At 73.8% G+C, this 20,134-nt stretch carries 18 protein-coding genes and 2 tRNA genes; 4 read left to right on the top strand and 16 right to left on the bottom strand.

Annotated features, from left to right (window positions below):
- Positions 1-47: 47 nt before the first annotated feature.
- From aztD to ACIPN7_RS19860, 3 genes are all read right to left on the bottom strand, one after another.
- On the bottom strand, positions 48-1,325 hold the full coding sequence (aztD, locus tag ACIPN7_RS19870; protein WP_400546096.1) for a zinc metallochaperone AztD: 1,278 nt from the start codon (positions 1,323-1,325) through the stop codon (positions 48-50).
- A gap of 235 nt (positions 1,326-1,560) precedes the next feature.
- Positions 1,561-2,214: a DUF6518 family protein gene (locus tag ACIPN7_RS19865; protein ID WP_400546094.1), complete on the bottom strand. Its 654-nt coding sequence runs from the start codon at positions 2,212-2,214 to the stop codon at positions 1,561-1,563.
- Between the two features lie 107 nt (positions 2,215-2,321).
- Positions 2,322-3,761 (bottom strand): MFS transporter, encoded by a 1,440-nt coding sequence (locus tag ACIPN7_RS19860; protein ID WP_400546091.1) that lies wholly within the window; start codon positions 3,759-3,761, stop codon positions 2,322-2,324.
- Between the two features lie 120 nt (positions 3,762-3,881).
- Between ACIPN7_RS19860 and ACIPN7_RS19855 the strand changes: the two genes are divergently transcribed.
- Entirely contained in the window at positions 3,882-4,787 is a 906-nt protein-coding gene (locus ACIPN7_RS19855) for a helix-turn-helix transcriptional regulator (RefSeq protein WP_400546088.1), read from the top strand.
- Positions 4,788-4,828: 41 nt separating this feature from the next.
- Here the strand turns inward: ACIPN7_RS19855 and ACIPN7_RS19850 are convergent, their stop codons facing one another.
- Positions 4,829-5,314, bottom strand: a complete 486-nt coding sequence (locus ACIPN7_RS19850; RefSeq protein WP_400546085.1) for a MarR family winged helix-turn-helix transcriptional regulator — start codon at positions 5,312-5,314, stop codon at positions 4,829-4,831.
- Between the two features lie 46 nt (positions 5,315-5,360).
- On the opposite strand from ACIPN7_RS19850, the gene ACIPN7_RS19845 reads away from it, so the two are divergent.
- On the top strand, positions 5,361-6,761 hold the full coding sequence (locus ACIPN7_RS19845) for an MFS transporter (RefSeq protein WP_400546082.1): 1,401 nt from the start codon (positions 5,361-5,363) through the stop codon (positions 6,759-6,761).
- A gap of 84 nt (positions 6,762-6,845) precedes the next feature.
- On the opposite strand, the gene ACIPN7_RS19840 is transcribed toward ACIPN7_RS19845, so the two are convergent.
- Entirely contained in the window at positions 6,846-7,505 is a 660-nt protein-coding gene (locus ACIPN7_RS19840) for a GyrI-like domain-containing protein (RefSeq protein ID WP_400546079.1), read from the bottom strand.
- Between the two features lie 152 nt (positions 7,506-7,657).
- Here ACIPN7_RS19840 and ACIPN7_RS19835 point away from each other — a divergent pair, with 152 nt between their 5' ends.
- The gene (locus ACIPN7_RS19835; RefSeq protein ID WP_400546076.1) at positions 7,658-10,009 is read left to right on the top strand and encodes a glycoside hydrolase family 3 N-terminal domain-containing protein; all 2,352 of its coding nucleotides are present in this window, start codon (positions 7,658-7,660) and stop codon (positions 10,007-10,009) included.
- Positions 10,010-10,045: 36 nt separating this feature from the next.
- Positions 10,046-10,118 (top strand) — tRNA-Ala (locus tag ACIPN7_RS19830).
- A gap of 75 nt (positions 10,119-10,193) precedes the next feature.
- Here the strand turns inward: ACIPN7_RS19830 and ACIPN7_RS19825 are convergent.
- From ACIPN7_RS19825 to obgE, 11 genes are all read right to left on the bottom strand, one after another.
- Positions 10,194-10,820, bottom strand: coding sequence for a superoxide dismutase (locus ACIPN7_RS19825; protein ID WP_400546073.1), 627 nt, complete (start codon positions 10,818-10,820; stop codon positions 10,194-10,196).
- Positions 10,821-11,008: 188 nt separating this feature from the next.
- Positions 11,009-11,081: transfer RNA gene (locus ACIPN7_RS19820), tRNA-Ala, on the bottom strand.
- Positions 11,082-11,173: 92 nt separating this feature from the next.
- Positions 11,174-11,839 carry a histidine phosphatase family protein gene (locus ACIPN7_RS19815; RefSeq protein WP_400546070.1) on the bottom strand — a complete coding sequence of 222 codons (666 nt, stop codon included), beginning with the start codon at positions 11,837-11,839 and terminating at the stop codon, positions 11,174-11,176.
- On the bottom strand, positions 11,836-12,273 hold the full coding sequence (gene rsfS / locus ACIPN7_RS19810; protein ID WP_400546067.1) for a ribosome silencing factor: 438 nt from the start codon (positions 12,271-12,273) through the stop codon (positions 11,836-11,838). The genes ACIPN7_RS19815 and rsfS overlap by 4 nt, the downstream gene beginning before the upstream one ends.
- Positions 12,270-13,445, bottom strand: coding sequence for a hypothetical protein (locus tag ACIPN7_RS19805; protein WP_400546064.1), 1,176 nt, complete (start codon positions 13,443-13,445; stop codon positions 12,270-12,272). The genes rsfS and ACIPN7_RS19805 overlap by 4 nt, the downstream gene beginning before the upstream one ends.
- Positions 13,438-14,052, bottom strand: a complete 615-nt coding sequence (gene nadD, locus ACIPN7_RS19800; RefSeq protein ID WP_400546061.1) for a nicotinate-nucleotide adenylyltransferase — start codon at positions 14,050-14,052, stop codon at positions 13,438-13,440. The genes ACIPN7_RS19805 and nadD overlap by 8 nt, the downstream gene beginning before the upstream one ends.
- A gap of 45 nt (positions 14,053-14,097) precedes the next feature.
- Positions 14,098-14,250, bottom strand: a complete 153-nt coding sequence (locus ACIPN7_RS19795) for a hypothetical protein (RefSeq protein ID WP_400546058.1) — start codon at positions 14,248-14,250, stop codon at positions 14,098-14,100.
- Positions 14,251-14,376: 126 nt separating this feature from the next.
- Positions 14,377-15,717, bottom strand: coding sequence for a glutamate-5-semialdehyde dehydrogenase (locus tag ACIPN7_RS19790; protein WP_400546055.1), 1,341 nt, complete (start codon positions 15,715-15,717; stop codon positions 14,377-14,379).
- A 64-nt stretch (positions 15,718-15,781) separates the two neighbouring features.
- Complete coding sequence (locus ACIPN7_RS19785) at positions 15,782-17,251, bottom strand: hypothetical protein (RefSeq protein WP_400546052.1); 1,470 nt, start codon at positions 17,249-17,251, stop codon at positions 15,782-15,784.
- 76 nt (positions 17,252-17,327) lie between these two features.
- A complete protein-coding gene (gene proB / locus ACIPN7_RS19780) occupies positions 17,328-18,515 on the bottom strand; it encodes a glutamate 5-kinase (RefSeq protein WP_400546049.1) in 1,188 nt (395 codons plus the stop codon).
- 61 nt (positions 18,516-18,576) lie between these two features.
- Positions 18,577-20,094: a GTPase ObgE gene (gene obgE / locus ACIPN7_RS19775; RefSeq protein WP_400546046.1), complete on the bottom strand. Its 1,518-nt coding sequence runs from the start codon at positions 20,092-20,094 to the stop codon at positions 18,577-18,579.
- Positions 20,095-20,134: the final 40 nt, after the last annotated feature.

Genomic DNA, 20,134 nt, shown 5'->3' with positions numbered 1-20,134 from the left:
TCAGGTCACCCGGGTGACCTGAGGGTCTGACGCGTGCGGTCGTCACGTCAGTGGGTGTGGGCCTCCCCGCCCGTGACGCCGGCCAGCTCGTTCGGGGTGACGCCGAGGTCGGCGGACTTCCAGACCTCGCCCGTCTCGACGTCCACCGCGTGGATCGAGTCCGTGGCCGGGTCGGTCACGTAGACCGAGCCGTCCAGCGTGAGGATCGCGGGTCGCGGCTCCTGCCACTCGGCCGGCTCCTCCCACTCGTCGATCACCGGGATCGATGACGTCAGCTCGCCCGACTCCGGGTCGATCACGTGCACCTGGCCGTCGGTGCCGAGCACGAGGGCCTCGCCCTCGTCGCCCCGCGCGAGCGACCGGAAGGTGTACGACGACGGCAGGTCGACCAGCTGGAGGTCGCCGGTCCGCGTATCGATCAGCGACACCTGCGTGGGCCGCTCCAGCTCGGCGTCGTTGTCGGTCTTGTAGTCGCCCAGCACGACCGGCGACGCCTCGGTGCCGGCCTGGTTGCCGATGCGGCCGTACGCGTCCGGGGACTGGACCTTGGTGATCTTGCCGTCGGCGTAGACCACGGCGCCGTCCTCGCAGCCGATGACGACGGCCTCGTCGGCGGCCACCGCCTCGCCGTGCACGCCGGGGCACTCGTCGGACGCCGCGATCTCCTGGTCGTCGCCGTCGAGCACCCGGATGCCGGTGCGCGCGTCCTCGGTGCCCTCGGAGACCACCAGGGTGTCGTCGGTCAGCTCGACGGCCACACCGTGGTGGGCCGACGGCGTGGTGTGCTCGCGGGCCGCCGCGTCGGCGTCGGCCACGTGCGCCGAGTCGAGCACGCGCACCAGGCCGGTGCCGTCGTCGAACAGCGCGGTGCGGCCCTCGTGGACCACGACGTGACCGGGCTCGGACGCCTCGTACGTGACGTCGGTGAGCGTCGGCCTGGCCGTCCAGTAGTGGGAGTGGTCACCGTGCGCCTCGGCCCAGGATCCCAGGTCGAGGGCCTGGAAGCCGCCGGTCGTGGAGACCATCAGGTGCCGCTCGTCGCCCGCCGCGTTGAGGCGGGTGAAGCCCTCCAGCTCGATCTCGCCCACGGGCTCGAGGCTCATCGCGTCGAGCACCAGGACACCGCCGTCGTACGTGACCGCGACGCGAGGCGTGCGCGCCTGGGCCTCGGTCGCGTCGGGCGCCGCGTGCTCCTCGTGCTCGTCGGCGCCGGCCGGCTCCGAGGCCGAGCCGGACGACGCGCCCTCCGCAGCGCAGGCGCTGAGCATGACGAGGGACAGTGCCGCGCCGAGGCCTGCGGCCGCGCGGGTGGGGTGATTTCTCATCGTCGGTCGGGCGGTCTGGGCCGCCCGCTCCTTCCATCTAGAATGACAATCATTCTCGTTACCGAGGAGGAGTCAACCAGAAGTGAGAACGATTCTCAAACAGCGTGGAGCAAGCAAGCGACCCCCGGGCCCGGCCGCCCCGCGAGCTCAGCCGTCGACGTGCACCGACGGGTCGTGCTGCCCGACGAACCGCGCGACCCGCGCGCTGACCTGGCCCGGTCGCGCCCCGGACGGACTACAGGCTGGAGTAGGCGAGGAAGAAGGTCGCCGCGACGAGCACCGTCCCGCCCGCGGCCAGGGCCACCGGCAGCGCACCGCGAACACGGCGCACGAGCAGGCCCGCCAGGAGCGCGAGCCCGGCGACGCCGATCACGGTCCAGTAGACGGGGCTGGTCGTCTCCCGGACCACTTTCAGCCCGTACACCGACTCCCCCACCCCGATGCCCGCGAGCAGCGCGGCGCCGAGGGCCGCACGGACGCCGGTGGCGCGCAGCCAGGACGCGGCGACGCCGACGAACGGGCCGGCCACCACGCCCACCGCCGAGAACAGGAGCGGGTCGTACACGTAGCTCCGCACCTGGGACGCCGCCATGTACCCGAGCACGAGCAGCACGAAGCTCACCGCGCCCAGCACCGCGGCGGGCGCGGTGCGCAGCCGGGACCAGAGGACGAGCAGGGCCGTGAGCACCGTCCAGCCGCTGGCCGAGTTGGCGAACGACGCGAACGCGTCCGGCAGGAAGCCCTGGGCGTACGACGTCAGACCGCCCAGCACGACGCTCAGGACCACGACGACCCCGGCGCGCACCACCGGGTGGGCCAGGCCCGCGCGGGCGGAGGGGGTCGAGGCGGTCGCGGTCGGGCCGGAGGTGCTCCGGACGGTCGGGGTCATGGCCACGAAGCTACCGACCGGCGTCGGCGCCGGCATCGGGCCCAGGGTGGACGTCGTCGTCGTCCCCAGGGTGGACGTCACGCCGGACGAGGGCGGCCGGCGGCCGGTCAGCCCCGCGGCCGCCGCGCCGGCAGGAGCACCACCAGCACCACGACGAGCGCCAGCGCGACCAGCGTCGTGGCCCCGGTCAGGGCCGCGCTGACCTGCGCGGCGACCTGTGCGGCAGCCGGCCCGGCGAGGTCGGGCGCAGTGGCGTCGGACCCGCCGCCGGCGTGCGCGGCGACCGCGACGAGGACACCCAGGCCGAGCGCCATGCCGAGCTGGTGGGCGGTGTTGACGAGGCCGGACGCCGCCCCGGCGTCCTCGGGCGCGACCCCGGCGATGCCGGAGCTCGTCAGCGGCGCGAAGGCGAGGCCCTGGCCCGCCCCGACGAGCAGCATCGGGAGCGCGACGGCGGTGAGGTAGGCGTCGTCCGGGCCGACCCGGCTCAGCCAGGCCAGGCCGGCGAGCTTGAGCACCAGGCCGGCCGCCAGGAGCACGGCACCCGGGATCCGGCGCAGCAGCCGCGGGACGGCCAGCGCCACGGCGAAGTTGACCAGCGTCATCGGGAAGAACCCGAGGCCGGCCTGCAGCGGGCTGAGGCCGAGCACGTCCTGGAGGTACTGGGTGGTGAAGTAGAAGAAGCCGATCATGGCACCCAGGAAGAGCAGGCGGGCGGCGTAGGCGCCGCTGCGCTCCCGGCTGCGGAACAACCGCAGCGGCATGATCGGGTGGGCCGTCCGCGCCTCGTGCAGCACCAGGACGGTCAGCAGCACCAGGCCCGCCGCGAGCGCGCCCAGGGTCACGGGCGACGTCCAGCCCCGCTCGCCCGACTCGATGATCCCGAGCACGAGGGCACCCGTGCCGAGGGTCGCGGCGACCGCGCCCCCGACGTCGAACCGGCCGGTGCGCCGCTCCGTCTCGGCCAGGACCCGCCGGGCCAGGACGATCATCGCCACCGCGATCGGCACGTTGACGAGGAACGCGGCGCGCCACGAGACCCAGTCCGCGAGCGCCCCGCCGACCACCAGCCCGAGGCTGGCGCCGATCCCGGCGGTCGCGCTGTACCAGGCGACGGCGCGGGCCCGCGCGGGGCCCTCGAAGTGCGCGGTGATCAGGGCCAGGGAGGTGGGGGCGACGACGGCGGCGCCGACCCCCTGCAGGGCGCGGGCCGCGATCATCCACCAGCCGGCAGGGGCGAGCCCGACGAGCAGCGAGGCGGCGCCGAAGACGGCCAGCCCGGCGACGAAGAGGCGTCGCCGGCCCAGGAGGTCGCCGGCGCGGGCGCCGAGCAGGAGGAGGCCGCCGAACACGAGGGTGTAGGCGTCCTGCACCCAGGAGAGCGCGGCGGGGTCGAGGCCGAGGTCGGCGCGGATGCTCGGCAGCCCGGTGAAGATCACGGAGTTGTCGAGCAGGATCATGAAGTAGCTGATGAGGATGACGGCGAGGATCGCCGTCGTGCCGGTCTTCGTGGGGGTGCCCACGTGGGGTGCTGCGGTGGTGTGCATGCTGCCTCTCCTGGTGCGTCGCCCTCAGCACACCGCGGTCCGCGGGCCCCGGGGAGTCCCGGTGGTTCCGGGTAACGCCAGTGCCTCCCATGGCGGCAGGGGTCGGCTTACCGTGGGGGCATGGGACAGATCGACCACCGCGCCGAGGTCCGCGAGTTCCTCAGCTCGCGGCGGGCCCGCATCACGCCCGAGCAGGCCGGGCTGCCTGCCTACGGCGGCAACCGGCGGGTCAAGGGCCTGCGCCGCGAGGAGGTCGCGATGCTGGCCGGCGTCTCGGTCGACTACTACGTGCGGATGGAGCGCGGGAACCTGTCCGGTGCCTCGGACGGCGTGCTGGACGCCCTGGTCGGGGCGCTGCAGCTCGACGAGGCCGAACGCGAGCACCTGTTCACGCTGGCCCGCTCGGCGGGTTCGGGCAAGGCCCGGCGAGGACGCGCGCCGACGACGGTGCGCCCCGCCGTGCAGCAGGTGCTCGACGCGATCAGCGACGCGCCCGCGTGGGTGCGCAACGGACGCCACGACATCGTCGCGATGAACCGGCTGGCCCGCGCCCTGTACGCGCCGGTGCTCGCCGACCCGCGCCGTCCGGCGAACACCGCGCGGTTCGTCTATCTGGACCCCGCAGCCCGGGACTTCTTCGTCGACTGGGAGCGGATCGCCAGGGACTCCGCCTCCTACCTCCGCCTCGAGGCGGGCCGCAACCCGCACGACCCGGCGCTGATCGAGCTCGTCGGCGAGCTCTCCACGCGGAGCGAGCTGTTCCGGCAGCGGTGGGCCTCGCACGACGTGCGGCTGCACCGCAGCGGGTTCAAGCGGCTGCGACACCCGGTGGTGGGGCAGCTCGACCTGACCTTCGAGTCGATGGAGCTGCCGTCGGAGCCGGGGCTGGTGCTCAACGTCTACACCGCGCCGGCCGGCTCACCGGCCGCGGACGGCCTGGCACTGCTGGCCTCCTGGGCCGCCACGCAGGACGCCGCCGAGCTCACCGAGCAGCCGGGCGCCTCCGTCGACGAGCTGCGGGGCTGAGCGACCCGGCCGGCGGCGCCGGTCGTCGCCGTCAGTCGCCGTCAGTCGCCGGTGGGCGGCGTGCCCCCGGCGGCGGCAGCGGCGGCGTCGTCGGCGAGCAGCACCCGGCGCAGGAGCTCCGTCAGCGTCGCCAGCTCGTCCTCGCTGAGCACGGCCAGGTCGGCCGCCTCGCCGGCGCGGGCGCCCTCGATCAGCTCGGCCGTGAGGCGCTCGCCCGCGGGTTCGAGCTGCACCTGCTGACGCCGGCGGTCCCCCGGGTCGCGGAGCCGGCTGAGCAGGCCCGCCTCCTCGAGCCGGTCGAGGTATCCGACCAGGTGGCTGCGGTTGAGGCCGAGCCGGTCGGCGAGCTCGTGCTGGCCGAGCGGGCCGAGGTCGTGGAGACCCGTGAGCACCGCGAAGTGCGGCAGCCGGAGCCCGTGCCGCGCGAGGTCCGCGACGAGCGCGCGGTGGCCGATGCGCGAGACGTGCCCGGCGAGATAGGAGGGCAGGCCCAGCAGCGTCGGGGGTCGGCCCGCGGGGTGTTCCACGGGGGGACACTATCACTCGGTCGTTACATAATGTAATGATGTCGCCATGACATCAACTCGTGAGGCGACCCGACAGGGCACCGCCGGACCGTTCGTCGCACTGCTGCTGGCAGTGCTCTCGTTCTCCCTGCTGCAGACCATGGTCGTGCCGGCGCTGCCCGCCCTGCAGCGGGAGCTCGGCGTCTCGCCCACGACGACGGCGTGGCTGATCAGCTCGTTCCTGCTCACGTCGTCGGTGGGCACGGTGATCATCGGCCGCCTGGGCGACATGTTCGGCAAGCGCCGCCTGCTGCTCGTGAGCCTGGCGATCCTCGCGGCCGGGACGCTGCTGGCCGCCCTCGCGGGCGCGCTGCCCGGGTCGATCGGCGTGCTCGTCGCCGCCCGTGCGGTCCAGGGGCTGGGCGCCGGGACGTTCCCTTTGGCGTTCGGGATCGTGCGCGAGACGTTCCCTCGGGACCGCGTGCCGGTGGCGATCGGGACCGTCAGCGCGATCTTCGGCATCGGCTTCGGGGTGGGCCTCGTGGTGCCCGGCCCGATCATCGACGCACTCGGCTGGCCCTGGCTGTTCTGGGCCGCGCTCGTCGTGATCGTTCTCGCCCTGGCCGCGGTCGCGGCGTTCGTCGGCCCCGACCGGCCGGAGCTCGGCGGCCGGGTCGACTGGGCCGGCGGCGGCGTGCTGACCGTCGCGCTCACCGCCCTGCTGCTGGCGATCAGCCAGTCCCGCCTCTGGGCGCCCGGCGTCGTCGTCGCCCTGGCGGCCGTGGCGGTCGCGGCGTTCGCGGGCTTCGTGCTGCTGGAGTCGCGCCTGGCCGAGCCGCTGGTCGACCTGCGCGTGCTGCGCCGCCGGACGCTCGTCACCGCGAACCTGACCGCCCTGATCATCGGCTTCGGCATGTACGGCGCGTTCACCCTGGTGCCGCAGCTCGTGCAGACTCCCGCCGAGGCGGGGTACGGGTTCGGCGCCACCGTGACCGAGTCGGGGCTCTACCTGCTGCCCATGGCCGTGACCATGCTCTTCGCCGGACCGCTCGCCGGGCGTCTGGGCCCGCGCATCGGGTTCACCGCGACGCTGGTCGTGGCCTGCGTCATCGGCGCGATCGGCTTCGCGGCCTTCGCCGTGGGCCACCAGCACCCGTGGGCCGTCGCCACGGGGGCCGGCGTGCTCGGCGTCGGCATCGGCTTCGCCTTCTCGTCGCTCGCCAACGTGGTGGTCGGCGCCGTCGAACCGCACGAGACCGGGGAGGCCACGGGCGTGAACACCATCGTGCGGACCATCGGCGGTTCCCTCGGGGCACAGGTCGCGACCGCCGTCGTCGGCGCGACGACGCTCGCGGGCACCGGGCTGCCCACCGCGGCCGGCTACACGACGGCGTTCGGCGTCTCGGCCGTCGCCCTCGTGGTGGCGGCGCTCGTCGCGCTGGCGGGAGGCCGCGGGCGGGCGCGCTGAGGTGGGCGGGTCACCGCGCCCCGGCGACGTCCCAGGTCGTCCGTCGATCATCCGGGCCGGCGGACGGGCAGGTGGCGGGCGCCATCAGTCAGGACCGGCGGACGTCTTGGCCGGCTCGACCGGCTCGACCTGCTCGACCGGCTGCCGGAGGATCGTCCGCTGCTTCTCCGGCGCGACCCTGCGGAAGTCGCTGAGGTAGATCTCGTGGTGCCTGCCGGTCCGGCGCAGCCCGTGGGCGGGGATGAACTCGTCGTGCATCCGCGCGAGCGTGGCGGCCTCGGCGTCGAAGGGACCGACGTGCAGCGTCTGCACGCAGCGCCCCTCGGACAGCGTCTCCAGGCGGACGTCGCCGAGCCGGGCCGGGCCACCCTTGGCCCGGACCTGCTCCACCGCGGCGGCGAACATCTCCGGGGTCGTCCAGTCCGGCACCAGGATGAGCAGCGTCCAGTCCCAGCGGGACTTGTCGCGCGACGTCGTGAAGGCGGCCATGTCCTGCGCCCACCACTGCCCCTCCAGCGGCATGACGACGTAGTCGCGCCCGAGCTCGCGCTTGCCGGCGAACTTGAGGGTGTAGGCCACGGGGTACAGCGCCTCGACCGCCTCGGTGAAGGCCGGCGAGCCGTTCGGGTCGCCGTGCCCGTCGATCATCAGGTACCGCAGGTCGGGCACGTCGACGATCCGGAACCGGTCCCGCTTGGCCTGGTAGGCGTCGAGAGTCTTCTTGAGGTCGGTCTTGTCGGCCATGGGCACCTCGCGGGTCGGTATCGGCGTCGGCTCCGTCAGAGGGACAGTAGCCCCGCCGGTGGGCCGGACCACACCCTGTGAACGGCCCAGCGGCCCTTACCTAGCGACTGGTAGGTTTCCGGCGTGCGAACACAGACCGACAGGAGCGCCCGATGACCAGCGTCCACGACACGTCCGCCCCGGCACAGGCCTACCTCGACCCGGGCCTCCCGGTCGCGGAGCGGGTGGCCGACCTCCTGGCCCGGATGACCGTGGCGGAGAAGGTGGGGCAGATGCTCCAGCTCGACGCCCGCGGTGACTACGAGGGCGACATCCTGCGCAAGCACGTGGGATCGATCCTGCACACCTCGCCGCACCGGGTGGGACTCGCGCACGACCTGGTGGAGCAGACCCGGCTGCGCATCCCGCTGCTGGTGGGCGAGGACTGCATCCACGGGCACTCGTTCTTCGAGGGCGCGACCATCTTCCCGACTCAGCTCGGGATGGCCGCGACGTGGGACCCCGCGCTGGTGGAGCAGGCCGCGCGGATCACCGCGGTCGAGGCGTCCGCGACCGGCGTGCACTGGACCTTCAGCCCCGTGCTCTGCATCGCCCGCGACCTGCGCTGGGGCCGGGTGGACGAGACGTTCGGCGAGGACCCGTACCTGATCGGCGAGCTCGCCTCGGCGATGGTGCGCGGCTACCAGGGCTCCGGCCTGTCCGACCCGACGGCGATCCTGGCCACCGCCAAGCACTTCGCCGGGTACTCCGAGACGCAGGGCGGGCGCGACGCGTCCGAGGCCGACATCTCCCGCCGCAAGCTGCGGTCCTGGTTCCTGCCGCCGTTCGAGCGTGTCGCCAAGGAGGGCGTGGCCACCTTCATGCTGGGCTACCAGTCGATGGACGGCGTGCCGATCACGATCAACGACTGGCTGCTGAACGACGTGCTGCGCGGCGAGTGGGGCTACACCGGCACGCTGATCACCGACTGGGACAACGTGGGCCGGATGGTCTGGGAGCAGAAGGTCCAGCCCGACCACGCCCACGCCGCCGCGGCGGCCGTCCGGGCCGGCAACGACATGGTGATGACCACCCCGCAGTTCTTCGAGGGCGCCCAGGAGGCCATCGACCAGGGCCTGCTCGCCGAGTCCGACCTCGACCGCGCCGTGGCCCGCATCCTGACGCTGAAGTTCGAGCTCGGCCTGTTCGAGAACCCGCGCCGGCCCACCCTCGCCCGCGACAGGGCGCTCATCGGCTCCGCCGCGCACGCCGCCGTCAACCTCGACGTGGCGCGCCGGTCGCTGGTCCTGCTGCGCAACACGGACGCGGCGCTCCCGTTCGCCGGCGGCTTCACCGGCGTGGACGACGGCGGCCGCGCGGCCGGTTCCGCGGACGACCGGCCCCGGCGCGTCGCCGTCGTCGGACCGCTCGCCGATGCCGCCCAGGCCCAGCTCGGCGACTGGGCCGGCAGCTCGGGCCAGGCCGACTGGCTGCCCGACGGGCACCCACGGGAGATGATCACCACCGTGCTCGACGGGCTGCGCGCCCTGAGCCCGCAGGACTGGACGGTGACCAGCGCGCTCGGCGCCGAGATCGTCTCCCTGGTCTCGCCGCCCGAGGGTGACACCCTGCCCGACGGGCAGCCCCGGCCCAAGATCGCCGTCCCCCGCGACCCCGACCCGGAGCTGATCGCCGAGGCCGTGGCCCAGGCACGGGACGCCGACCACGTCGTGGTCGTGGTCGGCGACCAGGTCGAGCTGGTCGGCGAGTACAAGTCCACCGCGACGCTGGAGCTCGTCGGCGGGCAGATCGCCCTCCTGGACGCGCTCGCCGCGACCGGGACGCCGATGGTCGTCGTGGTCATGGCGTCCAAGCCGCTGGTGCTGCCGGAGTCCGCGCTGAACGCCTCGGCGGTCCTCTGGACGGCGAACCCGGGCATGGAGGGCGGCCGGGCGGTCGCCGAGCTGCTGCTCGGGCTGGTCGAGCCGTCCGGCCGGCTGCCGATCTCGTTCGCCCGCCACGTGGGCCAGCAGCCGGTGTACTACAACCAGATCCGCGGCCAGCACGGCGCCCGGTACGCCGACCTGACGCAGGAGCCCGCCTTCGTCTTCGGCCAGGGCCTGTCCTACAGCACGGTGGAGTACTCCGGCCTCGAGGTGCGGGACGCCGAGCTGGGTCCGGACGACACCGTCCGCGCCCGGGTGACCCTGACCAACACGGGCGCCCGCCCGGCGCGCGAGACCGTGCAGGTCTACGTCAGCGACACCGTGACGTCCGTGAGCTGGACCGACAAGGAGCTCAAGGCCTACCGCCAGGTCGACGTCGCCCCCGGGCAGAGCGTCGTGGTCGAGATCGACCTGCCGGTGGCGGACTGCACGATCGTGGACCAGGCCGGCGACCGGGTGGTCGAGCCGGGCGGTTTCGAGCTGCTCGTCGGCTCCTCGTCGCGCGCCGCGGACCTGCTGCGAGTGCCGTTCACGGTGGTCGACAGCCCCGCTTTGGTCTCCGGGCCGGGATCGGTCTAGACTGACGGCGCTCGCCCACCTGGGCGAACGCCGTTCGGGGCTGTGGCGCAGCTGGTAGCGCACCTGCATGGCATGCAGGGGGTCGGGGGTTCGAGTCCCCCCAGCTCCACCGACAGGAAGAGCCGGGACATCGTCGATGTCCCGGCTCTTCCGTTTCCGCCTGTGCCGCGATGTGGCGCAGCGGTCACGCCGCGACGAGGAGACCTCCGGTCGTCGCCCGCGCCCGGTCGAGCCGCGCGCCGACGTCGGCCCAGTTCGCGAGGTTCCAGAAGGCGTTGACGTACTCCGCCTTGACGTTGAGGTAGTCCAGGTAGAACGCGTGCTCCCACATGTCGAGCATGAGCAGCGGGGTGATCCCCAGCGGCACGTTCGCCTGCTGGTCGAAGAGCTGGAACACCAGCAGCCGCCCGCCGATGCTGTCCCAGCCGAGCACCGCCCAGCCCGAGCCCTGGATGCCGGTGGCCGCGGCGGCGAAGTGCGCCTTGAACGCCGCGAAGCTGCCGAACTGGTCGATGATCGCCGCCGCGAGCTCGCCGGTGGGCTCACCGCCGCCGTCGGGCGAGAGGTTGTTCCAGAAGACGGTGTGGTTCGTGTGGCCGCCCAGGTTGAACGCGAGGTTCTTCTCGTGCAGGTTCACCGCCGCCAGGTTGCCGCTCTCGCGCGCCTCGGCCAGCGCGTCGAGCGCGGCGTTGGCGCCGGCCACGTACGCGGCGTGGTGCTTGTCGTGGTGCAGCTCCATGATCCGCCCGCTGATGTGCGGTTCGAGCGCGGAGTAGTCATAGGGCAGGTCAGGCAGGGTGTAGACAGGCATTTCCGGGTCCTCTCGTCGAGTGCTTCCGACGCTAGAACCTCAACCGCGGTTCAGGTCAACGGACCCGGACCGGGTGCGACAGTGATGGTCGACACACCCACCCGCACGAGCGCGGGCGAGCGCCGGGGCCGGGGAACGAGAAAGGCCGCCGACCCGCACTCTCGTGCGGGTCAGCGGCCTTCACCGGGTGGAGCTGGGGGGACTCGAACCCCCGACCCCCTGCATGCCATGCAGGTGCGCTACCAGCTGCGCCACAGCCCCAGATTGGTCTCTCCCAGCGGTTGGGCCGGGCGAGCGTCGTTAGTCTATGCAGACCGACGCCAGGGACCAAATTCAAACCGGCGTGCGCTCGGTCACTGCCGGGCCTCGGGTCCGGACTGCCACGTGTCGAGCGGGTAGCCCGCGCCCACGTTGTGCGCGACGAGACGCCACGCCGGGGTCGCGCCCGGTCCGGAGGCGCGCAGGTGCGACCAGTGCACGTTGTGCAGGCCGTGCAGCCCGCGCCACGTCGCGGGGTCGAGACCCAGCAGGCGAGTGATCGCCTGCGTGATCGCCGAACCGTGCGAGACCACCACGAGCGTCTCCCCCGGGCCCAGGGACCCGGCGTGCCGCAGCACCGCCTCCTCCATACGCCGGGCGGTGACCGCCTTGGACTCCACGCCGTTCGCCTCGGGCTCGCCGCCGCCGCGCCAGACGGCGTGCTCCTGCGGCCAGCGCTCGGCGATCTCGGCGTCGGTCATCCCCTCCCACTCGCCGAACGACCGCTCGCGCAGCCCGGCGTCGGTCACGACCTCCAGGTCGAGGTGCCGCGCGTACGCGACGGCCGTGTCGCGGGCCCGCTGCAGGTCGCTGGAGACCACGAGGGACCCCTTGTGCGACGCCGCCAGCGCCGTGGCGCCCTGCTCTGCCTGCCAGCGGCCGACCTCGTCGAGCGGGATGTCGATCTGGCCCTGCAGGCGCAGGCCCGCGTTGTACGCCGTGCGCGCGTGGCGCAGCAGCACGATCGTTCCTGCGGTCACAGGCGGGAGTCCCCGGCCAGGTGGATCGCGCCGTCGTCCGGCTCGCGGTACTCCGCCGCGTCGCCGCCGCCCTGGGCGTCCTCGGGCAGCGGGATGGCCGGGCAGTCCTTCCACAGGCGCTCGAGCGCGTAGTAGGTCCGGTCCTCGGCGTGCTGCACGTGCACCACGACGTCGCCGAAGTCGATGAGCACCCACCGGGCCTCGGACTTGCCCTCGCGCCGGATCGGCTTGACGCCCTCCTTGAAGAGCGCCTCCTCGACCGCGTCGACGATCGCCGAGACCTGACGCTCGCTGGCGCCCGAGGCGATGAGGAACACGTCGGTCAGCACGAGCTGCTCGCTGACGTCGAGCGCGATGATCTCCTGCGCCTTGATGTCGCTCGCCGCCCGCGCCGCGATGATCGCGAGCTCCGTGGCCCGCTCGGTCGCCGTCATACCGCATTACCTCCCATGAAGCCGGGCAGCCCGCCCGGCAGATTGCCCAGCAGGGCCGCCGCCTGGTCCCCCGGGAACCCGCTCTCCCCCTCGAGCACGAGCTTCCAGATCAGGAGGCCGAGCACGAACGCCACGACCACCAGGATGATGTAGTGCAGCCAGGTGTACTGCGGGCCCTCGTCCTCCTCCTCCCACTCCTCCTCCACCTCACGGCGGGAAGCACGGGACGGGGCGACGGGGCCGGCACCGAACTGGCCGGGAGCACCGGGATGCTGCTGACCGGGGCCGCCCATCTGGCCCGGACCACCGATCTGACCGGAGCCGGGACCAACGGGGGCGCCGGGGGCGGGCTGGCCGCCCGGGCCACCCCGACGTCCGGGGAACGGCGAGCCGGGGGCCGCGGGCGCGCCGCCCGGGGGCGCCGACGGCGGAGCCGCAGGGCTACCGGCCTCCCAGGGCAGCGCGGGCGCGCTGCCCGAGACGGCACCGCTGGGCGGGGCTCCGGCCGGGCGGCCCGGTACACCCGGTCGCTGCTGGCCGAGGCCGCCGGGCGTCCCGGGCGCGGTCGGCGCACCAGGACGGGCGCCGAACGGCGACGGCGGCTGCTGCTGGGCCGGGGCGGGCGCGGGCGGTCCCCACTGCGTCGTCTGGCCGACGTCGGCCGGTCCCGCGGGCGCGCCGGGCGCCTGCGGCGGGGCGAACCGCGCGGAGCGGCCCTGCTGGGGCGCGGGCGGCACGGGTGCGCTCGCCGGGCGCGAGCCGAACGGGCTCGGCGGGGCACCCTGCTGTCCGGGGCCGCCCGGCGCGCCGTGGCCGCCGGGGGCACCCTGGCCACCCGGTCCGGACGGAGCACCCGGACGGCTCTGGCCGCCACCGGGGCCGAAGGGTGAGGGGTTGCCACCGGGCTGCTGCACCGGCGTGAGCCGGCCCGTCGCGTCCACGCCGCGCGAGCCGCCCGTCGCCTGTGGGGGCCGCGCGACCGGGGGGTTGGCCGGGTTCGGCGACCAGCCGCCCTCGGGAGCAGGGGCGGGTGCGGGCGCGCCGCGGTGCGGAGGCTGCTGCTGCCCGCCCTGCGGCGGGTAGGAACCACCACCCGCGGCGGCGGCCGCAGCGGCAGCCTCACGCTCGCGGATCTCGCGGCGCGTCATGGGACGACCCTTGTTGTCACTCATCGTGAAGACCTCGATACAGTCCGTGCTTGGCGATGTACTGGACCACGCCGTCAGGCACCAGATACCAGACCGGCAAACCCTCCTCGGCCCGACGACGACAGTCGGTCGAGGAGATAGCTAGTGCAGGAACCTCGAGTGTCGTCACGCCGTCCCGAGGAAGCCCGTCCACGGTGAGCATGTGCCCTGGCCGTGTGACAGCGACGAAGTGTGCCATGTCCCAGAGCTTCTCGGCATCCTTCCACGAGAGAATCTGCTGGATGGCGTCCGCTCCCGAGATGAAGTAGAGGTCCGCGTCCGGGCGCTGCGTGTGCAGGTCCCGGAGCGTGTCCACCGTGTAGGTGAGGCCCGCCCGGTCGATGTCGACGCGGCTCACCGTGAACCGCGGGTTCGACGCCGTGGCGATCACCGTCATGAGATAGCGGTGCTCCGCCGGGGTGACCCGCTGCTTCTGCTTGAAGCCCGGACGGCCGGTGGGAACGAAGACGACCTCGTCCAGCTCCAGCTGCGCGACCGCCTCGCTCGCGGCCACGAGGTGACCGTGGTGGATGGGATCGAACGTGCCGCCCATCACCCCGATGCGCGGCCTGGTCCCAGTGGGGGCACTCATGCGGTGCGTGCACTCATCTGGTCGTCAGGCTCCCGTCTAGATGGATCAGTGCCGGTTGCCGACGTTGCGGAAGGCGTACGTGACGAGCAGCGCGGTCACGAGCGCGCCGAAGGCGATCAGGCCGAGCACGATCGGGGCGATCGGCTCGTTGGCGTGCTCCGAGGCGGCCTCGGCAGCCAGGACGGCGGTGTGCAGCACGGGTGTTCCTCCTAGTCGAACAAGCTCAGGTGGGCTTTAGTCTCTCACGGACGAATTGTGGCGGGCGCACCGCGGCACCGGGTCGCAAGGAGATCCTGCGGAGGTCTCCGGGACGCCAAAGTGCCCTCACGGCTTGACGTGGCCGTCGCCCGTCACCACCCACTTGGTGGTGGTCAGCTCGGTCAGTCCCATGGGGCCGCGCGCATGCAGCTTTTGCGTGGAGATGCCGATCTCGGCACCCAGGCCGAGCTCGCCGCCGTCGGTGAACCGGGTCGACGCGTTCACCATCACGGCCGCCGAGTCCACCTCCGCGACGAACCGGTCCGCCGCCGCGATGTCCCGCGTCACGATCGCCTCGGTGTGCCCGGAGGACCAGGTGCGGATGTGCTCGATCGCCTCGTCCAGCGACGGGACCACCCGCACGCCGAGCTCCAGCGCGAGGTACTCCGTTGCCCAGTCCTCGTCCGTGGCGGGAAGCACGGTGGCTCCCTCCGGGGCAAAGGACAGGGCTGCCGGGTCGCCGTGCAGCACCACGCCGGCGTCGGCCAGCGCGGCGAGCGCCGCCGGCAGGAAGGCCGGGGCCGCGTCCTCGTGCACGAGCAGCGTCTCCGCAGCGTTGCACACGCCCACGCGCTGGGTCTTGGCATTCATCACGATCGCGACGGCCATGTCGACGTCGGCCGTGGCGTCCACGTAGACGTGCACGTTGCCCACGCCCGTCTCGATGACGGGCACCAGGGACTCGCGCACGACGGTCTGGATGAGGTCGGCGCCGCCGCGCGGGATCAGCACGTCCACCAGGCCGCGGGCGCGCATGAGCGCCACGCCGCCGGCGCGGCCGTACGCGTCGATCGACTGGACCAGGTCGGCGGGCAGCCCGCGCGCCTCCAGGGCGCCCTGCATCACCGCGACGATCACCGCGTTGGACGACGCCGCCGCGCTGCCCCCGCGCAGGATCACCGCGTTGCCGGACTTGAGGGCCAGCCCCGCGGCGTCCACGGTCACGTTGGGGCGGGCCTCGTAGATCATGCCGACCACGCCCATCGGGACGCGGACCTGGCGCAGACGCAGGCCGTTCGGCAGGGTCTGCCCGCGCACCACCTCACCGACCGGGTCCGGCAGGCCGGCGACGTCGCGCAGCGCGGCCGCGATCTGGCCGATCCGGTCGGGGGTGAGGGCGAGCCGGTCCAGCAGGCCGTCCGACATCCCGTTCGCGCGACCGCGCTCCAGGTCCTCGGCGTTGGCCGCGACGATCTGGTCGGCGGAGGCCACCAGGGCGTCCGCGACCGCGCCCAGCGCGGCGTCCTTGGTCATGCGGTTCGCCGTGGCCAGGGTGCGCGAGGCGACCTTGGCGCGCCGGGCGACGTCGTGCACGGCGGCGGTGACGTCGGTGCCCGACGGCGGGGTGCCGGCTCCCGCGGAATCGCCCCCGGCTGGTGTCGCCTCGTACTGGCTCACGATCGTCATGCGTCGAGAGTACGTCGGGTGCGGGCGATTGCCGAGGGCGATTCCGTGGTGCGGACGGGCGTCGTCACCAGGACGGGCGGGCGGCGCGCGGCGGGACGAAGTGCGCGAACGCGGGCTCGTGCGAGGACACCCCGGTGACGGGGTCGAAGATCCCGAAGTAATCGGGTCCGAGCCGCCAGGCGCCCCGGTTCAGCGCGTGGGGGCTCAGCGCCGGCCAGCGCCCGGTGTCGACCCGGCGTTCGAGCGCCGTCAGAGCGACGAGCTCCTCGGCGACGCTGACCGTCAGGTGCGCGCCGCGCTCCACGTAGACGCTCCGGTACCGGCCCGGGTGGCCGACGTCGGCGATCCGGTCGCCGAAGGACCGCTCGTACGACGGCGGCGCCCCGCCGTCCCCGGTCGTGTGCAGGGTGAGCACCGGCTGCGGCGTCGTGCCCTCCGGGCGGTGCCGCTCGAGGTTCGCCCGGGCCGCCGGCTCCGCCTCGATCACGGGCTCCGCGCCGAGCGCGGCGAGGTCGTCGGACAGGTCGGCGCCCGGGGCCGCGGCGTACGCCTGGCGCACCTCGCGCAGCGCGCCGGAGTGGCGCAGCCGGTGCGCCCAGTCGCCGTCGAAGGAGGCCGACGCGTTGCCACCCAGCTTCTCCTCCCAGTCCACGCGCGCCGTGGGGCCCAGGCCGGTCGTGTAGGCCCAGATGAGCCACTGCGCCTGACCGTCGATCCACTCCTGGAGGTCCTCCGGCTCCGGGCGCGACACGTCGTACCAGCCGGTGACCGTGTTGAGGGAGGCGATGAGCGAGATCCTGGCGCGTCCCTCCGGCGTCTCCAGGGCGGCCGTGAGCGCGTCGGCCAGGGCGGTACGGCTCGCCACCGGCTTGGTGGGGTGCACCAGCTCGATCGGGTCGCCGTCGGCGTCGGTGCCGTCCGTGAGCAGGGTCCTCGTCGCCAGGTTCACGTCGAGGATCGCGTCGAGCATGCCCACCACGTCGATGGCGCCGCCGATCGTCAGCACGCCGTCGATCCGCTCGGGCTCGGTCTCGGCGTGCTTGATCGCCGTGACCGCGCCCATCGAGGCACCGGTGGTGAAGGTGCGCTCCGGCTCGCCCACGTGCTGCTCGAACCAGTCGAGCAGCCGCGACTGGTCCTGGACGGCGGTGGGCACGGTGAAGTCGAGGCCGCCGCCCTGGAAGAGCGAGGCGGCCAGCGCGTAGCCGCGGTCGGTGAGCGCCTCCTCCGAGGCGGGCTGGTTGGCCAGCAGGTGCGGCACCGGGTTGCCCTCGCCGAAGTACTCGGACGGGTAGTTGCCGTGGCTGAAGAGCAGCAGCGTGCCGTTCCAGTCCTCGGGGACCAGCACGCGGTAGTCGGCGCCGTCGATCTCGCCGGTGTATTCGGTGGGCGGAGCCTCGGCGGGCACTGCCTCGGCGAGCGTTCCAGCGGGCGGTGCCGTGCCCGCCTGGGCGGTCGGAGGCCCGGCCAGCAGGGGGACGAGCAGGGCGGTCAGCGCCGCCAGCGCCGTCGCGGCATGTCGGGTGCGTCGCATGGGGAAACTCCTCGGGTCGTGCGGCGCGCGTCCGTGCGCAGCCGCCTGACCGGTTGACGGGGCGCCCCCGGAGAACTCATCGGCCGGTCTCCAGCACCAGGTCGTCCCGGTGCACCACCACGCGGTCGTACCCCTCCCCCAGCTCCTCCCGCAGCGCGTAGGTGGACCGGCCCAGCAGCGCGGGCAGGTCGCTCGCGTCGAAGGCGACGAGCCCCCGGGCGACGACGGCGCCGTCCGGCGCGACGAGCTCGACCGGGTCGCCCGCGTCGAACTGGCCCTCGGCCCGGGTGATCCCGGCGGGCAGCAGCGACGCGCGGCCGCCGAGCACGGCGCGCGCGGCGCCGTCGTCCAGGTGGAGGCGGCCCTGCGTGCGGGCGGCGTGCGCGATCCAGAGCCGGCGCGCCGAGGTGCGGCGGCCGGTGGCGGCGAAGAACGTGCCGACGTCGTCCCCCGCGAGCGCGGCGGCCGCGTTGGCGGTGAGCGTAAGGACGGCGGGCACGCCGGCGCCGGTCGCGATCCGCACCGACTCCAGCTTGGTGACCATGCCGCCCGTGCCGACGGAGCTGCCGCGCGCCGTCACCTCGACGCCGGCGATCTCCGCGAGGTCGTCGACCAGCGGGATCCGACGGGCGCCGGGGCGCGACGGCGGGGCGTCGTGCAGGCCGTCGACGTCGGTCAGCAGCAGCAGGGCGTCCGCACGCACCAGGTGCGACACGAGCGCGGCGAGGCGGTCGTTGTCGCCGAACTTGAGCTCGTCGGTGGTGACGGCGTCGTTCTCGTTGATGACCGGCACGACCCCGAGCGCGAGCAGGCGCTCCAGCGCGCGCTGGGCGTTGCGGTAGCGGGCGCGGCGGACCGTGTCCTCGGCCGTGAGCAGGATCTGCCCGATCTGGATGCCGAACGCCGCGAACTCCTCCTGGTACCGGCCCGCGAGCTGGCCCTGGCCCACGGAGGCCGCGGCCTGCATCGTGGCGAGGTCGCGCGGCCGGCTCCCCAGCCCCAGCGGCCCGATGCCCGCCGACACCGCGCCCGACGTGACCAGCACGACCTGGGCCCCCGCGGCCTGCCGGGCGGCGAGCACCTCGACCACCCCGCGCAGCGCGCCGACGTCGAGGTGCCCGTCCGGGCCGGTGAGCGACGACGAGCCGATCTTGACCACCACGCGCCGGGCGGTGGCGATCGCGGACCGCGGGCCGGAGACGGCCGGACCGTCCTGGAGTTCCGAGGCGTCGTGGGCGTTCACCGAGGGGTCGAGGGAGTTCACACCCTCATCCTCCCCGGAGGCCCGCCCCCGACGCTCACTCATTCCACGGGCCGGGCAGCCGTCAGTTGTCCTCGGGGTCGGTCCAGTGGCCCGCCTCGCGCTCCGTCCACAGCTCGCGCCGGGCCTCGGCCTTGGCGTCCATGCGCTCGGTGAACTCGCGGCGCTTGTCGCCGCGCGTGGGCCGCTCGTTCTGGTCGAGCCGCAGGTCGGTCCCGCGTCCGCCGAGCAGCTCCGCGCCGGTCTGCAGCGTGGGCTCCCAGTCGAAGACCACGGCGTTGTCCGGGTCGCCGATGCGCACCTCGTCGCCCGCGACGGCGCCCGCCTTGAACAGGCCGTCCTCGACGCCGAGCTTCGCGAGCCGGTCCGCGAGGAAGCCCACGGCCTCGTCGTTGTTGAAGTCGGTCTGCTTCACCCAGCGCTCCGGCTTCGTACCGCGCACCTCGAACCAGTAGGCGGTCTCGCCGCCCAGCCGGCGCACGGTGAACTTCGACTCGTTCACGGCGCGCGGGCGCAGCACGATCGGGGCGGGCTCCGGCGCGGGGGCCTCCGCGCGGGCCTTCTCCACGACCTCGGCCAGGGCGAACTTCAGCTCGCGCAGGCCCTCGTGGGACGCGGTCGAGATCTCGAAGACGCGCAGCCCGCGCGCCTCCAGGTCCGCCTTGACGAAGTCCGCGAGCTCGCGCGCCTCGGGCACGTCGATCTTGTTGAGCACCACGAGGCGGGGACGCTCGGCGAGCGGCACGCGGCCGCCCGCGATGCCGATGTCGCCCGAGTAGGCGGCGAGCTCGGCCTCGATCACGTCGAGGTCGCTGATCGGGTCGCGGCCCGGCTCCAGCGTGGCGCAGTCCAGCACGTGCACGATCATCGCCGTGCGCTCGATGTGCCGCAGGAACTCCAGGCCCAGGCCCTTGCCCTCGCTCGCGCCCGGGATCAGGCCCGGCACGTCCGCGACGGTGAACCGCGACTGGTCCGCCTGCACCACGCCGAGGTTCGGCACGAGCGTGGTGAACGGGTAGTCGGCGATCTTGGGGCGCGCTGCGGAGATCGCGGCGATCAGCGACGACTTGCCCGCGCTCGGGAAGCCCACCAGCGCGACGTCGGCGATGGTCTTGACCTCGAGCTCGACCTCCGCGGTCTCGCCCTCCTCGCCGAGCAGCGCGAAGCCCGGGGCCTTGCGCCTCGGCGACGACAGCGCGCGGTTGCCCAGCCCGCCCTTGCCACCCGCGGCGATGACGTACTCGGCGCCCGCGCCCACGAGGTCGGCCAGGACGTTGCCGTCGAGGTCCTTCACGACGGTGCCGTCCGGCACGGTCAGGACGAGGTCACCGCCGTTGGCGCCGTCCCGGTCGTCGCCCATCCCCTGGGTGCCCGACGTCGCCCGCCGGTGCGGCGAGTGGTGGTACTCCAGCAGGGTGGTGGTGTTGGCGTCGACGACGAGCTTGACCGTGCCGCCGTCACCGCCGTTGCCGCCGTCGGGGCCCGCCAGGGGCTTGAACTTCTCCCGGCGGATCGAGGCGCAGCCGTTCCCGCCGTTACCGCCGGCGGCGTGCAGAACCACGCGGTCCACGAAGCTGGCCATGTCTCGATCCTCTCAGGTACTGCTCAGGTGGAGCGGCCCA

This window comes from Promicromonospora sp. NPDC090134 (genome assembly GCF_044746965.1).
Classification (GTDB): Bacteria; Actinomycetota; Actinomycetes; order Actinomycetales; family Cellulomonadaceae; genus Promicromonospora.
Note: the sequence above shows the minus strand (reverse complement) of the source record. Positions and strands in the feature narration are given on the sequence as shown.

What these genes read in the sequence shown, in the direction of transcription:
- rsfS (WP_400546067.1), bottom strand. Translation starts at nt 12,273, where the DNA reads ATGACGGCGACCGAGCGGGCCACGGAGCTCGCGATCATCGCGGCGCGG.
- ACIPN7_RS19835 (WP_400546076.1), top strand. Translation starts at nt 7,658, where the DNA reads ATGACCAGCGTCCACGACACGTCCGCCCCGGCACAGGCCTACCTCGAC.
- ACIPN7_RS19805 (WP_400546064.1), bottom strand. Translation starts at nt 13,445, where the DNA reads ATGAGTGACAACAAGGGTCGTCCCATGACGCGCCGCGAGATCCGCGAG.
- ACIPN7_RS19865 (WP_400546094.1), bottom strand. Translation starts at nt 2,214, where the DNA reads ATGACCCCGACCGTCCGGAGCACCTCCGGCCCGACCGCGACCGCCTCG.
- aztD (WP_400546096.1), bottom strand. Translation starts at nt 1,325, where the DNA reads ATGAGAAATCACCCCACCCGCGCGGCCGCAGGCCTCGGCGCGGCACTG.
- ACIPN7_RS19855 (WP_400546088.1), top strand. Translation starts at nt 3,882, where the DNA reads ATGGGACAGATCGACCACCGCGCCGAGGTCCGCGAGTTCCTCAGCTCG.
- ACIPN7_RS19785 (WP_400546052.1), bottom strand. Translation starts at nt 17,251, where the DNA reads ATGCGACGCACCCGACATGCCGCGACGGCGCTGGCGGCGCTGACCGCC.
- ACIPN7_RS19840 (WP_400546079.1), bottom strand. Translation starts at nt 7,505, where the DNA reads ATGGCCGACAAGACCGACCTCAAGAAGACTCTCGACGCCTACCAGGCC.
- nadD (WP_400546061.1), bottom strand. Translation starts at nt 14,052, where the DNA reads ATGAGTGCCCCCACTGGGACCAGGCCGCGCATCGGGGTGATGGGCGGC.
- obgE (WP_400546046.1), bottom strand. Translation starts at nt 20,094, where the DNA reads ATGGCCAGCTTCGTGGACCGCGTGGTTCTGCACGCCGCCGGCGGTAAC.
- ACIPN7_RS19825 (WP_400546073.1), bottom strand. Translation starts at nt 10,820, where the DNA reads ATGCCTGTCTACACCCTGCCTGACCTGCCCTATGACTACTCCGCGCTC.
- ACIPN7_RS19845 (WP_400546082.1), top strand. Translation starts at nt 5,361, where the DNA reads ATGACATCAACTCGTGAGGCGACCCGACAGGGCACCGCCGGACCGTTC.
- ACIPN7_RS19790 (WP_400546055.1), bottom strand. Translation starts at nt 15,717, where the DNA reads ATGACGATCGTGAGCCAGTACGAGGCGACACCAGCCGGGGGCGATTCC.
- ACIPN7_RS19860 (WP_400546091.1), bottom strand. Translation starts at nt 3,761, where the DNA reads ATGCACACCACCGCAGCACCCCACGTGGGCACCCCCACGAAGACCGGC.